The sequence below is a fragment of the Streptomyces sp. NPDC127595 genome, assembly GCF_042671685.1.
GTDB lineage: Bacteria > Actinomycetota > Actinomycetes > Streptomycetales > Streptomycetaceae > Streptomyces.
The window spans coordinates 395786-409678 of sequence record NZ_JBHXWK010000007.1; the positions used below are offsets into that span (position 1 = coordinate 395786).

The following is a 13893-nucleotide window of genomic DNA, read 5'->3' on the forward strand; positions in this document are numbered from 1 at the left end:
AGGTGTACGACGCTGGCGTCACGGTCGCGCAGAAGTCCGGCACACGTTCACTCGGCGGTGAACTCGTACCGCAGCTCGTACAAATGCCCCGCCTTGACCAGCACCGACGCTTCGATGGGCCGGTCACCGTCGCTGTGTACGACGCGGAGCGTGCGCAACACTGGCAGGTCGCCGGGGAGTTGCAGGAGCCTGTACTGCTCCTGTGTGGGGATACGGGCCGACACCCTGTCCACGCTCAAGCGCGGCGGGTACCCGAGGTCCGCGAGGAGCGCGGGTGTACCGCCCCTGATCTTGCGGCGGTTGGTCATCGCCGTGCCGCGGGCGATCTCCAACGGGTAGTAGGAATGCGCCAGTTCCGCCGGTTCGTCGTCGATCAGCAGCAACTGGGCGCGCAGCAGTGCCGAGCCGCCCGTTGGCAGGTGCACCGCTTCGGCGACATCCGCGGGAGGAGTCACCTCAGCCACTTCCAGCAGTTCGCTGCGCGCGCTCGCCCCGCCCTTGGACGACTCCCGGAGCCAGGGGTAGGGCTCGCCCGGCTCGGCAGGGGCCATGTGGTCGGCAGGCCGGACCGTCCGCTGGCGGTGCTCCCCCCTCCTCGTGGCGCCGGGTGTCGTCTCCACCACCCGCCTCCTGTGGGAACACCGCGCCCACCCGCAGGACCATGTCCATCTGGACCTGCCACCCGCGCTGGCGTTCCACGTCCTGGACGCGGACGGCTGACTCTCCACCCACTTCAGGAGCGTCATCGTGTAGGAACAGTCCAGAAGGTCCCCCTCAGAAAGTCCCTGCGCAGTCCCTCTGACAAGGAGTACGCGTGTCTCACCTCTTTCCGGCCCTGGTGGGCGGCTCGGTCGCGGAGCGGCCTGCGGTGCGGTTCGGTGATCGGTCGCTGTCGTACGGGGAACTCGCCGAGGCGGCGGGGGTGCTTGCGGGGCGGCTCGGTGGGGCCGGGCGGGTCGCGGTATGGGCGACGTCGAGCCTGGAGACGGCTGTCGGTGTGGTGGGCGCGCTGCTAGCCGGGGTGCCCGCCGTGCCGCTCAACCCGAAGTCTGGGGAGGGCGAGCTGGGGCACATCCTGGCCGACAGCCGGCCGTCTGTTGTGCTGACCGCAGTGGGCGTGGAACTGCCCGACTCACTGCGGGAGTTGGAACGGATCGACGTCGTGGTGACCCCAGGGGGTGGCGGTGCGGCGGCGGACGTCCGCGAGGTCCCGGAGGACTCCGCCGCCCTCGTCGTCTACACCTCCGGTACCACCGGCCCGCCCAAGGGCGCCGTCATCCCGCGCCGGGCGATCGCCGCCACCCTCGACGCGCTGGCCGACGCCTGGCAGTGGACCGGTGACGACGTCCTCGTGCACGGGCTGCCGCTGTTCCATGTGCACGGGCTGATCCTGGGAGTGCTGGGTCCGCTGCGGCGCGGCGGGGCGCTGCGGCATCTGGGGCGGTTCAGTGCGGAGGGCGTGGCCCGGGAGCTGAACGACGGTGCCACGATGCTGTTCGGGGTGCCGACGATGTACCACCGGCTCGCGGAAGCCCTGGACGAGGACGTGGAGTTGGCCAAGTCGCTCGGCCGGGCGCGGCTCCTGGTGTCCGGCTCCGCCGCGCTGCCCGTGCACGACCACCGGCGCATCACCGCCGCGACCGGGCGCCGGGTCATCGAGCGGTACGGCATGACGGAAACTCTGATGAACACGAGTGTCCGGGTGGACGGTGACCCCCGGCCCGGCACCGTCGGCGTACCGCTGCCCGGCGTCGACCTGCGCCTCGTCGAGGAGGACGGGTCGACGATCGCCGCGTACGACACCGACGGCGCACCGACCGGCGCGACCGACGGTGACCGCGTCGGCGAGATCCAGGTCCGCGGCCCGAACCTCTTCACGGAGTACCTGAACCGCCCCGACGCCACCGCCGCCGCGTTCACCGAGGACGGCTGGTTCCGCACCGGCGACATGGCGACCCTCGACGCCGACGGCTACGTACGCATCGTCGGCCGCAAGGCCACCGACCTGATCAAGAGCGGCGGTTACAAGATCGGTGCCGGTGAGATCGAGAACGCGCTCCTTGAACACCCCGCCGTGCGCGAGGCGGCCGTCACGGGTGAACCCGACGACGATCTCGGCGAGCGGATCGTCGCCTGGGTGGTGCCGCTCAGCACCCCCGCCCCCGCGGCCCTCGGCCCGGAACTCTCCGACCACGTGGCCCGCCGCCTCGCCCCGCACAAGCGCCCGCGCGTCGTCCACTTCCTGGACGCCCTGCCCCGCAACGACATGGGCAAGATCCTGAAGCGGGCCCTGAGGAAGAGCAATGACTGAACGCCTCACGGCCCGCGAGGCCATCGCGCTCGTCACGGACGGCGAGTTCAGCGAACTGGCCTCCCCCGTCGGCGACTTCAAGCCCGACGGCCCACTGTCCTGGCAGGGGTACGACGACTCGCGCGCCCGCGCCGCCACCCGTACCGGCGAGGACGAGTCCGTCGTCTGCGGCCGCGCCACCATCGGCTCCACCCCCGCCGTACTGATCGCCTTCGAGTTCGCCTTCCTCGGCGGTTCGCTCGGCGAGCGCACCGGCGACCGGCTGGAGGCGGCGTACACCTACGCGCGCGAGCACCGTCTCCCGCTCGTCTCCCTCGTCGCGACCGGCGGCAGCCGGATGCAGGAGGGCATGCTCGCGCTCACCCAACTCCAGCGCGTGGCACGGCAGTCGGCGCTCACCCGGGAAGCGGGGACGGCACAGATCGCCGTACTGCGCGACCCGACGACGGGCGGCGGCTGGGCCACGCTCGGCGCGGGCGCCGACGTGACCCTCGCGCTGCCCGGCGCCCAGGTGGGCTTCGCGGGCTCCCGGGTCCGGCCGCCCGACGCGGACCCGGCGGCGTACACCGCCGAGGCCCAGGTGACGGCGGGCGCCGTGGACGCCGTCGTACCGCCGGAAGACCTACGTCAGACGCTGGCCCGCTGGCTGGAGCTGCTCACCAGCCCCTCGACGGACCCCGCACCCCCTCCAGCCGCCCTCGGCATGCTCGACCTCCCCACCACCAGCCCAGCGACCACTCCCGCCGCCCCCGACCTCCCCACCACCAGCCCAGCGACTACCCCCGCCGCTCTCGACCTCCCCGCCACCGGCCCCCCGGCGGCGACTGCAGCCCCTCCCCCCGACCTCCCCACCACCGGCTGGGACGCCGTCCACCGCGCCCGCTCCCCTCAACGCCCGCGCGCCTCCGCCTACTTGGACGCCTATTTCACCCACCGCACCACCATCAGCGGAGACCGCTGCGGCGGCACCGACGCCGGCATGCTGTGCGGCTTCGGCTCGCACGAGGGGCGGACCATCGCGTACGCCGCCCAGTGCGGGACGGCCACCCGCCCCGCCGGTTATCGCACCGCCGCCCGCCTGATCCGCTTGGCGGGCCGACTCGGCATCCCCGTGCTGACGCTGGTGGACACCCCGGGCGCCGCGAACGACGCCGAAGCGGAGCGGCAGGGCGCGGGCTCGGCGATCGCGGACCTGTTCGCCGCGGTCGCGACGGCCCGTACGCCGGTCACCACGCTGGTGATCGGCGAGGGCGGTTCGGGCGGCGCGCTCGCACTGGCCGCGCCCGGCAACACCTGGGCCACGCCGGACAGTTACTTCTCGGTCATCGCGCCGGAGCTCGCGGCCGCGATCCTCAAGCGCCCGGCAGGTGAGGTGCGGGCCACGGCGGACCAACTCCGCATCCGCCCGCAGGACTTGCTGGACCTCGGGGTCGTCCGGGGCATCGTCAGCGAATAGGACGACGCCGGCTCCCCCCTCCCAAGGGGAGCCAGCGCCGCCGGCACAAGGGGCCGCCTGCACAAGGGGCCGCCTGCACAAAGGGGGCCCTCGGCGCACAGAAGCCCCCAGGGCCGGCTACCGCACCCCCACCGCCCGGATGATCTCCTGCTTCACCGACCCACCCCGGTCGTCCCTCGCGGACGCCCGCAGCGACACGAACCCGGCGTCACGCGGCACGGTCAGCGTCCCTTTCCAGGAAGCGCCCCGGCCGGTCAGCGGCACGGCGCGCCACGTCTTCCCGTCGTCGTAGGACACTTCGAGCTTCCCGCCCCGGATATCGCCCGTGCCCGCCGCGCCCTTCACGTACTCGGCGTAGACCCCCACCGGCACCCGGCTGCCCCCGCGCACATCGCGAGGTCGGTGTCGACGTCGTAGCCGAGGTTGATGAGCGGCAGGAAGGTCCAGCGGTCCCCGGGTGTGGCCGCCGACCTGAACGTCCACTCGGAGTGGCCCTCGGTGGACAGCTTCCAGCGCTCCGCGTCCAGCGTCGTGTCCGTGACGACCTGGTAGGTGTGCTCGTCGGCGGGCGCGTCCCAGACGTACGCGCCGGAGCCCGTTCGCCGGTCGACCGGCGAACCGTCCTGGTACACCGCCGTGGACTGGGTCATGCCGTTGCCCCCGCTCCACACGTCGCCGAAGCCGGTGTGGTCGGGCCCGGAGTCTCCCCAGCCGGGGGTGTTCAACTGGATCTGGTTTCCCTGGCGTTGCTGTCCCCAGCCGAGCCCGGTACCGAGCCATGGATGCCAGACGGGCTTGAACCAGTCGAGGCCGGGACGCGTGCCCCCGCGGTAGCGGACGAGCCCGCTGCGTTCCTCCAGCGCGCTGTCCCCGAGGTCCACGGACTCATGCCACAACTGCCCGGCGCCGGTGGACACATAGTCGGTCCGCTCGGCGGGGTAGTCGATCCGCTCCTTGAAGCCGATCCCGATGGGGAAGCTGTCGGTGATCGAGTAGCGGAACTCGCCGCCCGCGGCGGCCTTGTCGGCGTGGAACCTGGTGTCCAGCACGGCGAGTTCACGGGCACCGGGCTCATACGTCAGATCCCCGCTCGGGATCGCCCCCGCATGCCCCTCCGAAAGGTCGTACACATAAGGCGTGTTGAGGGTTCCCGTCATGTCGGCGCTCCGGGCCGCCCGCAGCCTGGCGGCGTCCGCGGCATTCACCGTGGCGACCTGCAACGGCCGGTCGGCGTAGTCGTCCGTCCCGAACCAGGCGTTGAGGCGGCCCGCCGAGTCATCGGACACGAACAGCGCCTTGGCGCCCGCGTCCTGGGCCGCCTGGGCGAGCGCGGCGGGCTCGACGCCGTCGCCGAGCCGCGCGAGGACGGCCTTGCCCCGGACCCCGGTGAAGGGACCTTCGCCGACATCGACCAACGGCAGTCTGCTGCGCCCCTCGATCAGCGTGGCGCCCGGCTGGGCGACCGCCTCACGGACGCCCTTGACCTCGAGGAGCGGCTTCCCCAGCCGCCACACGGTCCGGTACTCGAAGCTGCCCTGCGTGACCTCGGCGGTGGGCGCGGCGAAGACACTGTCGTACTTCACCGGCACCTGGACGGCACCGAACAGGTCGGCCCCACCCGCCTGCCGGTCGTACTCCATCAGCAGCTGCCGGGTCTCCGTCCGCCGGTCGACTTTCGCCTCGATCTCCCTCAACTTCCGTCCATCGAGGGTGACTTCGCGGTCCTGGTCGAGAGTCACCTCAGGCGCCGCGAGGAAGCCGAGCCCGAGGGAGTCCGTGCCATTGCCACCGCGCACGTCGAGGAAGGTGTTCAGGCTGTACGTCCCCGGCCTCAGGCGGAGCTTCACGGTGCCGGAGTCGCCGACCGGCTCCCAGGTCGGGTCGACGCCCGCCGTGAGCTGCTGCACCACCAGATCGGCGGCCGTCGCGGCCCCGTCCCGGTCCTTGACGTGCACGGTGAGCGTGTACCGCTCCTCCTCCTTGACCAGCCCGAACACGGTGTGCGCGACGGGCGCGCTGGCCACGGACGCGACGATCTGCCCGGAGGTGTTGCCCACGGCCGCCTTGCCGCCGTCGCCCGTCACCGTCGTGGCCGCCGTCCCGTGCGCCGGCACGCTGAGCGTGGAGTCGCCGAGGGTCGCGACGCCGTCAGAAGCGCCCTGCACGGCAAGGCTCAAGTCAACTGCCGCATCAGAGGAGTTGGTGTACGTCACCGTCTTCGTGACGGGCTCGTTCGCCTCGTACGGCCAGTTGTAGGAGCCGAGGTCCGCGCTGCCGGTGGCGGTGACCGCCGCGCCGATCGCGTCCGGCACGCTCACCCGTCCGGAGCCCAGCAGATAGGCGGATGTGTCGAGTTGCACGGACGTGGACATCAGCGCGTCCTTGAGTTCCGCGCCGGTCCAGTCGGGGTGCTTCTCGGCGAGCAGGGCGGCCACCCCCGCAACATGGGGCGTCGCCATCGACGTACCGCTCATGCTCGTGTAATAGCCTTCGCCGTCCGCGAGTTGGGAGCGTGCGGCGAGGATGTCGACGCCCGGCGCGGAGAGGTCGGGCTTGAGGGCGTTGTCGCCGAAGCGCGGGCCCGCGCTGGTGAAGTAGGCGGCCTGATCGGCGGAGTCCACCGCGCCGATGGTCAGCGCGGAGCCGGTGGCGCCGGGTGAGCCGATGGACGACGGGGCGCCGGTGTTGCCGGCGGCGATGACGAAGAGGGCGCCGGTCTCCGCCGAGAGGGTGTCGACCGCCTCGGCCATGGGGTCGGTACCGTCGCTCGCCTCGGTCGAGCCGAGGCTCATGGAGATCACATCGGCGCGCACGTCACGCGCGGCCCACTCCATGCCGGCGATGATCTGCGACTCACTCCCCGACCCCTCGTCGCTGAGCACCTTGCCGACGGCGAGCGTGGCCCCGGGCGCGACACCCCTCTCCAGCCCTTCGGAGGCGGCGCCGCTTCCGCCCACGGTTGAAGTGACGTGCGTGCCATGCCCGTTGCGGTCGGCGACCTCCTGGCCCTCGATGAAGCTCCTGGTCGCCGAGACCCGTCCGGCGAGGTCGGGATGCCCGGCGTCGACCCCCGTGTCGAGGACGGCGACCGTGACCCCCTTCCCGGTGAGCCCGGCCTGCCACGCCGCCGGCGTACCGATCTGCGCGTTGCTCTCGGCCATGTCGGCCGTGACGCGCCCGTCGAGCCACACCTTGTCGATGCCGTCCTGGGCGGTCAGCGCCCGCCAGAAGGTCCGGCCCTTGTCCGCGTCGACGGCCGCGCCGTCGATACTCGGCAGCGCACGCGTCCGCTCGGCGCCGCGCGGGGTGAGCGACCGCGCCTTCTTCTCGTACGTCACGATCAGCGGCAGCGCGTCCGTCTGCCGGTCGGTCAGCCCCTGCCGTATCAGCTCACTCACGTCGAACAGCCGCCGGTCCAGGGTGCCCGCCCGCAGATACGGCAGCGCCTCGTCCGGTACGACGGTGACGGCGCCGTTCGCCACCTGGGTGCGCACCGCGCCGGTGGCACCCTTGGGGCGCTCGACGGTGACCGTCTTCCTGCCGCCGCCGAGGTCGGTGACGGTCACCTTGTCGCCGGTGACGAGAGTGACCGTGCGGGCGGCGCTCACCGCCCGGGGCGCGGTCTCCGATACGGCCGCCGTCGACTGCCCCGCGGGCAGCAGGGCGATCACGAGACCGGCCGACAACAGCGCCGCCCCTCGTCTCGCTGGTCCTCTGGTCATCATCGCCCTCTCTTCGCCGGCGGCATGCCCTGGTGCTGCGAAGAGTGTCGGGGCGCTTGCGCCGCCCCGGAGTTGACGGAACCTGGCGGGAAGGCGCCCTGGCGGCTTCCCGCCAGAACAGACAGGTACGAGCAGAACAGACAGGCACGAGCCACGGAAACCGGGACAGTGCGTCACAGGGACCCGGCCGGGAGACCGGCCTCGGCGATGTCGCCGTACGCACTCAGAGCACTACTGTTCGATATGTGGCCCGACACCTAGACTGCTGTGTCCGGCGGGGAGCCGGAGCCGACGGAGTCGGTGGATGAGGGGGAGTGCGTATGAGCCAGGAACAACTGCGGCGCGTGTACCGAAGATCGGGACTACCGGCGGGCTTCATCGTCGGAACGGGGTTCCTGGGGGTCGTCGCCCCGCTCCTGCCCCTGATGGACGAGGACATACCGGGGTGGGTGAAGGTACTGATCTGGGCCGTCGTCGTCCCCTTCTTCGGCTGGCTGTACCTGGCGGTCAAACGGATCGGAACCGTCGTTGACGTTCACGGCATCCAGGTACGTGCCTTCGTCCGACGGACGCGGCTGGACTGGACGGAGGTCCAGGACATCCGGGCCGAGCCCAATATCGCCGGGTACATGCAGAGCGGGGCGCCGACCACGATCGCCTACGCGTACGGCAGGTACGGCTCGCGGGTCCAACTCACATACGTCGACGACCTCCATGTGGATGTCGCACGCGAGATCGACGTCATGCACGCGGTACGCCAGCAAGTGCGCTACAGGCGCTGAACTCCGAGCCCTGCCCCCACAACCCCACCCGCACCCGGGGGACGGCGCCTTTGGCGTCGTCCCCCTACCGCTGCCCTCGGCCCTCGGTTCTCTCGCCTCGCGGAGATCGCGCCCACCAAGACCACCCGTCCAGCGGCACCCCACCCGGCCCCCCACAGAAGGCGACACTCCGTCAGCGACCGCACGATGCGAGAGAGGACCGCCGCCCGGCGGAGTCCCACCGTCTGCGCTCTCGGGAGGATCTGCCATGACCGACAGTCTGGAGCAGTTGCGCCGCTGCCACTTCGCCGTCGATCTGGGCGCGGCGAGGACCCGTGTGTATGTGAAGGGCGCGGGGCTGGTCGTCGACCAGCCGAGTGTCGCCGCGATCAACACGAAGACGGGCGCGCTGATCGCGGTCGGCGAGTTCGCGGAGAAGATGACGGGGCGTACGCCCGACTACATCCGTGTCGTACGGCCGGTGTCCGGCGGCACGGTCGTCGACATCGAGATGGCGCAGCGGATGCTGCGTCAGCTCATCGGTGACAAGGTCCGCCGCACGCTGCGCCGCAAGCCCCGGCTGCGGGCGGCCGCCTGCACCCCGCACGACGCGGACCCGCTGGCGCAGCGTGCCACGATCGAGACGCTCGTGGGTCTGGGAGCGCGACGGGTCGAACTCGTCGACACGCTGATCGCCGCCGCCGTCGGGTGCGGGCTGCCCGTGGAGCAGCCCGAGGCCACCATGGTCATGGTGTGCGGAGCCGCCGCGACCCAGCTCGCCGTGCTGTCGCTGGGCTCGATCGTCACCGCCGAGCGCATCCCGGTGGGCGGTGAGGCCGTCGACCACGCGATCGTGCAGCACCTGCGCCACCAGCACGAGCTGATGCTGCCGAGTCAGGCCGTACGCCCCCTGCAGCTCGCCCTCTCCGGGAACGGGCTCACCCCGCACGGCCCCGCGTCGACGGAGATCCACGGACGGGACGTGGCGACCGGCCTCGCGCGCTCCGTGCAGGTCGACACCGCCGCCGTACGCGATGCCATCCAGACCCCGCTGACCGCCGTACTCGACGGCATCGGCAAGGTGCTGCGCGCCTGCCCGCCCGATCTGGTGGCCGACCTCGCCGACCGCGGGATCATGATGGTCGGCGGCAGCGCCCTCCTCCCCGGACTGGACCAGATGCTGCGGCACGCGACGGGTATGCCGGTGCACATCGCGGAACGGCCCGACGTCTGTGCCGTCCAGGGCCTCGGCTACATGCTGGAGGGCAGGATCGAGCCCCTGGTCCTGGACCCGCTGGCGGACTGACGGCCCGGCGCCGGCGGGAGCCTTCACCGAAGGCCCCGATGACCGATTCCGTACCGCCAGCCCCCGAGGCCCCGTATGACCGATCCCCTCCCCCGCCTCCCGCCCCTCCTGGAAGCCGTCCTCAGTGTCGGCACCGATCTCGAACTGCGGGTAACGCTCCAGCACATCGTGGACGGTGCCGCCGAGCTGACCGGCGCCCGGTATGCGGCGCTGGAGATGGCCGGCTCGGGCCCCGGACACGACGGACTCGTGGAGATCCGTACGGCGGGCCCGTGCGCCGGCGGGACGGGGCAGCCCCGCTCCGGCAGCTCCCTCGGCGTTCCCATCCGCGTCGACGAGGAGGTGTTCGGCACCCTTCATCTCGCCGACAAGGAGGGTGGCCCGTTCACCGCCGGGGACGAGCGGCTGCTGCGGCTGCTGGCCACCCAGGCAGGCATCGCGATCGGCAACTCCCGGCTGTACGAGGCGGCCCGGCAGCGCGAGCGCTGGATCGAGGGCGCGGCGGCCGTCACGACGGCGCTGCTCACGGGCGAGAGTGCGGCCCAGGCACTGATGACCGTCGCCGAGCGGGCCAGGGTCCTCGCCGACGCGGCCGCGGGCGTCGTCCTCCAGGCCACGCCGGAGGGCGGCATGGAGATCGTGACCGCCTCCACCCTCGACGACCCCGGGGACATCGTCGGCACGGTCATCGAGCCTGGCAGCCCCGTCCTCCAACAACTCCTCGGCGGGGAGCCGGTGTTCATCGACGACTCGGCGACCGACCCGAGGATGACCACGCATGTACGGTCCCGGTTCGGGCCGAGCATGATGCTCCCCCTCCAGGCCGACGGCCGCCTCATCGGCACGCTCGCCCTCCCCCGCCGGCGCGGCGACCGGCCGTACACCCCGGTGGAACAGCTCCTCGCCACGCAGTTCGCCTCGCAGGCCGCGCTCGCGCTGGTCCTCGCGGACACCCAGCACCACCGCGAGCGGCTCGCGGTGTACGAGGACCGTGACCGGATCGCCCGCGACCTGCACGACCTGGTCGTCCAAAGGCTCTTCGCCACCGGCATGATGCTGGAGTCCACCCAGCGCCGCAGCACCGCCGCCGACGGCGACGAGGTGCACGCCATCCTCGGCCGCGCCGTGGACGAGCTGCAGTCCACCATCCAGGAGGTCCGCACCGCGATCTTCGCCCTTCAGCAGCCGCCCGCCGACGCCCCCACCACCTTCCGCGGCAAGGTGCTGCGCGAGACGGCGGGTGTGGCGGCCGCCCTGGGCTTCCAGCCGTCCGTCCATTTCACCGGCCCCGTGGAGAACCGCGTCACCGAGCCCGTCGCCGGTCACCTGCTCACCGCCCTGCACCGCAAGCTGACCGCCGCCGCACACCGCGCCGGGGTCTCCCGCATCGAGGTCACGGTGGATTCGACGGCCACGCTGCCGGACGGCCGCGCCGGTCTCCGCCTGACGGTGTACGACGACGGCGCCAGGGATGAGGGGGAGGGCGCCGGTACGACAGTCACCTGGCGGTCACCGCTGTGAGCAAGTGGCACCCGCCGAACTCACGTCTCCGACCGGGCAGCCGCACAGGACACAGAGCACAGGAACCGCACAGGACACAGGGCGCGGGAAACGGATTCAGCCTGTTGGCGGCGCTCCGATTGCGAAAGCCGCGGGACCGGTCAAACTGAATTCGAGAAGGTGGCAACTCACGCCTAGATCAACTGCTACTCTCGGGTTCCTCTGAGCTTACCCATCAACGAAAGCCATCAAATGAACCTCTCGGTGACGCCGGCGGCGCAACACTCCGCCGCCCCTCGGTCCATGCGCCGGTCGCACACCCCCCTGTCGGCCATCGACCCGCTAGGGACCGCCGCCGTGAGGTCTGCCGGACGAGTGACCGACATCCCCGGACGACGTCCCGTCGGGCCGAACACTTTCAACTCGGCACTCTAGAGGCACCCAGACTTCGACACAGGCGCATCCGGCGGTTCACCTGCCTGCCCGGTGCGCCTTTGTCACGCGCCGGAGCCCTCAACGACCTTGAGGTGTAGCGGAGTTCGTGGTACACGCGACCCCTCCGCGCCACTATCGTTCCCCGGGTGAAGCTGCAGCAACTCGTCCTCAAGATCCATAGCAGATGCGACCTCGCCTGCGACCACTGCTATGTGTACGAGCATGCCGATCAGAGCTGGCGAGGGCGCCCCACCGTCATTTCCGAGGAAACGCTCGGGAAAGTCGCCCAGCGATTCGCGGCATATGCCCAATCACATAAACTGCCTTCTGTTTCCGTGATCCTTCACGGTGGTGAACCCCTTCTTGTGGGCCCGGCCCGCATGAGAAGCATTTGCGCGGAACTCACCCGCGTCATCACCCCGGTCACCGAACTGAATCTTCATATCCACACCAATGCGGTACAGCTCAACATCCGCCATCTCGAAGTGTTCAAGGAATTCGGCGTCAAGGTCAGCGTCTCGCTCGACGGCGACCGCGTCGCCAACGACCGGCACCGGCGCGACCGCAGGCGGCGCAGCAGCTACGACCGGGTGGTGCGCGGGATCAACCTGTTGCGCACCCCCGAGTACCGGCACCTCTACAGCGGACTGCTGTGCACGGTGGACGTGGCCAACGATCCCGTCGCGGTGCACGACGCCCTCGTGTCCCTGCGTCCGCCTCGCATCGACTATCTGCTGCCGCACTCCACCTGGGACAGCCCGCCACCCCGGCCCGCCGGCTCACCCGCCGCGTACGCCGACTGGCTGCTCAAGATCTTCGACCGGTGGGACCGGCAGGGCCGTACCGTCTCCGTGCGGACCTTCGAATCGGTCCTGAGCACGCTGCGGGGCGGACCGAGCCTGACGGAGGCGATGGGGCTCGCGCCGAGCGACCTCGCGGTCGTGGAGACCGACGGCACCTTCGAGCAGGCGGATTCGCTGAAGACCGCGTACGACGGGGCTCCCGCGACCGGCTATGACGCCTTCCATCACAGCTTCGAGGAGTTCGCGCAGCATCCCGGCGTACGCGCACGCCAGCTCGGCCTCGCGGGTGTCAGCGAGACCTGCCGCAGCTGCCCGGTGATCGAGTCGTGCGGCGGAGGGCTCTACGCGCACCGGTACAGCAGTGGCCGCGGCTTCGACAATCCGTCCGCCTTCTGCTCGGACCTGCGCGCCTTCGTCGACGGCGTCGCCGAGCGGATCACCGAGCACGCGCTCAGCCCGGCCGTCCGCGGTGACGAGGAACTCCGGTTCGCCCAGGGCGAGTCGGTCCGGCATCTGCTCTCCCGGGTCGCCGCCCGGCATGCGGGCGAGCCGGACTGGGACGAGGTGTGGCGGGCCTTCCTGAACCTGGACGGCATGGCGGATGTCACGCCGTACGTCGACGAGATCCTCGCCCACCCCTACCTCTACACCACTCTGAAGAACTGTCTGCACGACCGAGTCACCACCCCGGCGCCGCTCGGTTCGGCGATCACCGCCGTCGCCGTCCGCGCGGGGGCCGACGTCAAGCTCGCCTGGGACCGGAGCGACCCCGGGCTGCACCTCCCGACCCTGGGAACCCTGACGCTCCCGAGGGCCGGCCGGGTCGAGGTAACGGTCAACTCGGGCCGCCTGCACGTACGTACCGAGGACGGCACGGAGTACTCGCCCGAGGAGACCCCGGCCACCTGGCGCCCGCTGCGATCCGTGCACCTCGGCGCCGGCGCTCCCCTGCTCCTCGACGACGCCGACCCCCTCCGCGACTGCTACCCCGTGCCCGTCGCCGCTCCGCTGAGCCCCGGCGATCTCGCCCTGTTCGCCGAACGGCTGCGGACGGCACACGAGTTGATGGACGCGCGGGATCCCGCCTGGCGCGACGACGTCAACGCCCTCCTCACCACCACGGTCACCCCGCTCGTGGCAGGCTCGGGGGTGCGGCTCGGCGCCCATGGCCTGGGCGCGCTCGGGGTGGCCGTCGACTTCGAACCGGCGGAGTTCGTACGTGAACTGCCGCGCACCGGGCGCCTGGCCAGGCTCACCGCGCTGCGCGAGACGGCCGATCTGAACGTGCCGGGCAACCAGGCCGGACGGCTGCTCACCGAGGCGAGTGGCGGGCTCGGCGACGCCGCGTATCACCGGGGCGAGCCGGCGGCGCGGGCCGCCGCGCTGGCACGGGCGGACCACGCCCTGGACCGGCTGGCCGCCCTCCCCGAGCGTGAACTCACCGAAACCGGCGTGGTGTTGGCACAAGTGCTGCGGGCCGAGTGGGCCGGGCAGGCCGTGCCGCGAAGCTGATCGGGGCCCGGCTGCCGCGTGATCTCGCGACGGAACGGGAAATGGCGGGGAAAGCGGTGCTGCACTGCGGGACACGGGGATCCTGTC

Annotated in this window: 7 protein-coding genes and 2 pseudogenes; 7 read left to right on the forward strand and 2 right to left on the reverse strand. The window is 71.5% G+C overall.

Translation table 11 applies throughout. The annotated features are described in order from the left end of the window. Window positions 1-47: 47 nt before the first annotated feature. Window positions 48-587 (reverse strand): annotated as a pseudogene (locus tag ACFVKT_RS24400) (GntR family transcriptional regulator); the annotation flags it as partial. Here ACFVKT_RS24400 and ACFVKT_RS24405 point away from each other — a divergent pair. The 3 genes from ACFVKT_RS24405 to ACFVKT_RS24415 all read left to right on the forward strand — a co-directional run bounded on the left by ACFVKT_RS24405 (window position 550) and on the right by ACFVKT_RS24415 (window position 3767). Then, a complete protein-coding gene (locus tag ACFVKT_RS24405) occupies window positions 550-720 on the forward strand; it encodes a hypothetical protein (protein WP_385735051.1) in 171 nt (56 codons plus the stop codon). The pseudogene ACFVKT_RS24400 and the gene ACFVKT_RS24405 overlap by 38 nt on opposite strands. A 94-nt stretch (window positions 721-814) precedes the next feature. After that, window positions 815-2311: an acyl-CoA synthetase gene (locus ACFVKT_RS24410; RefSeq protein WP_385734828.1), complete on the forward strand. Its 1497-nt coding sequence runs from the start codon at window positions 815-817 to the stop codon at window positions 2309-2311. Further along, window positions 2304-3767, forward strand: coding sequence for a carboxyl transferase domain-containing protein (locus tag ACFVKT_RS24415; RefSeq protein ID WP_385734830.1), 1464 nt, complete (start codon window positions 2304-2306; stop codon window positions 3765-3767). Before ACFVKT_RS24410 ends, ACFVKT_RS24415 begins: the two co-directional genes overlap by 8 nt. Window positions 3768-3884: 117 nt before the next feature. Here the strand turns inward: ACFVKT_RS24415 and ACFVKT_RS24420 are convergent. Beyond that, window positions 3885-7489, reverse strand: a pseudogene (locus tag ACFVKT_RS24420) (S8 family serine peptidase). Between the two features lie 320 nt (window positions 7490-7809). Between ACFVKT_RS24420 and ACFVKT_RS24425 the strand changes: the two are divergent. From ACFVKT_RS24425 to fxsBH, 4 genes are all read left to right on the forward strand, one after another. Beyond that, window positions 7810-8271 carry a hypothetical protein gene (locus ACFVKT_RS24425; protein ID WP_385734832.1) on the forward strand — a complete coding sequence of 154 codons (462 nt, stop codon included), beginning with the start codon at window positions 7810-7812 and terminating at the stop codon, window positions 8269-8271. 247 nt (window positions 8272-8518) lie between these two features. Continuing rightward, window positions 8519-9556: a rod shape-determining protein gene (locus ACFVKT_RS24430; RefSeq protein WP_385734834.1), complete on the forward strand. Its 1038-nt coding sequence runs from the start codon at window positions 8519-8521 to the stop codon at window positions 9554-9556. 75 nt (window positions 9557-9631) lie between these two features. Next, window positions 9632-11077, forward strand: coding sequence for a GAF domain-containing protein (locus ACFVKT_RS24435; protein ID WP_385734836.1), 1446 nt, complete (start codon window positions 9632-9634; stop codon window positions 11075-11077). A gap of 560 nt (window positions 11078-11637) precedes the next feature. Further along, entirely contained in the window at window positions 11638-13806 is a 2169-nt protein-coding gene (fxsBH, locus tag ACFVKT_RS24440; RefSeq protein WP_385734838.1) for a radical SAM/SPASM protein FxsBH, inactivated beta-hydroxylase extension form, read from the forward strand. Window positions 13807-13893: the final 87 nt, after the last annotated feature.

What these genes read in the sequence shown, in the direction of transcription:
- ACFVKT_RS24415 (WP_385734830.1), top strand. Translation starts at nt 2,304, where the DNA reads ATGACTGAACGCCTCACGGCCCGCGAGGCCATCGCGCTCGTCACGGAC.
- ACFVKT_RS24405 (WP_385735051.1), top strand. Translation starts at nt 550, where the DNA reads ATGTGGTCGGCAGGCCGGACCGTCCGCTGGCGGTGCTCCCCCCTCCTC.
- ACFVKT_RS24435 (WP_385734836.1), top strand. Translation starts at nt 9,632, where the DNA reads ATGACCGATCCCCTCCCCCGCCTCCCGCCCCTCCTGGAAGCCGTCCTC.
- ACFVKT_RS24430 (WP_385734834.1), top strand. Translation starts at nt 8,519, where the DNA reads ATGACCGACAGTCTGGAGCAGTTGCGCCGCTGCCACTTCGCCGTCGAT.
- ACFVKT_RS24425 (WP_385734832.1), top strand. Translation starts at nt 7,810, where the DNA reads ATGAGCCAGGAACAACTGCGGCGCGTGTACCGAAGATCGGGACTACCG.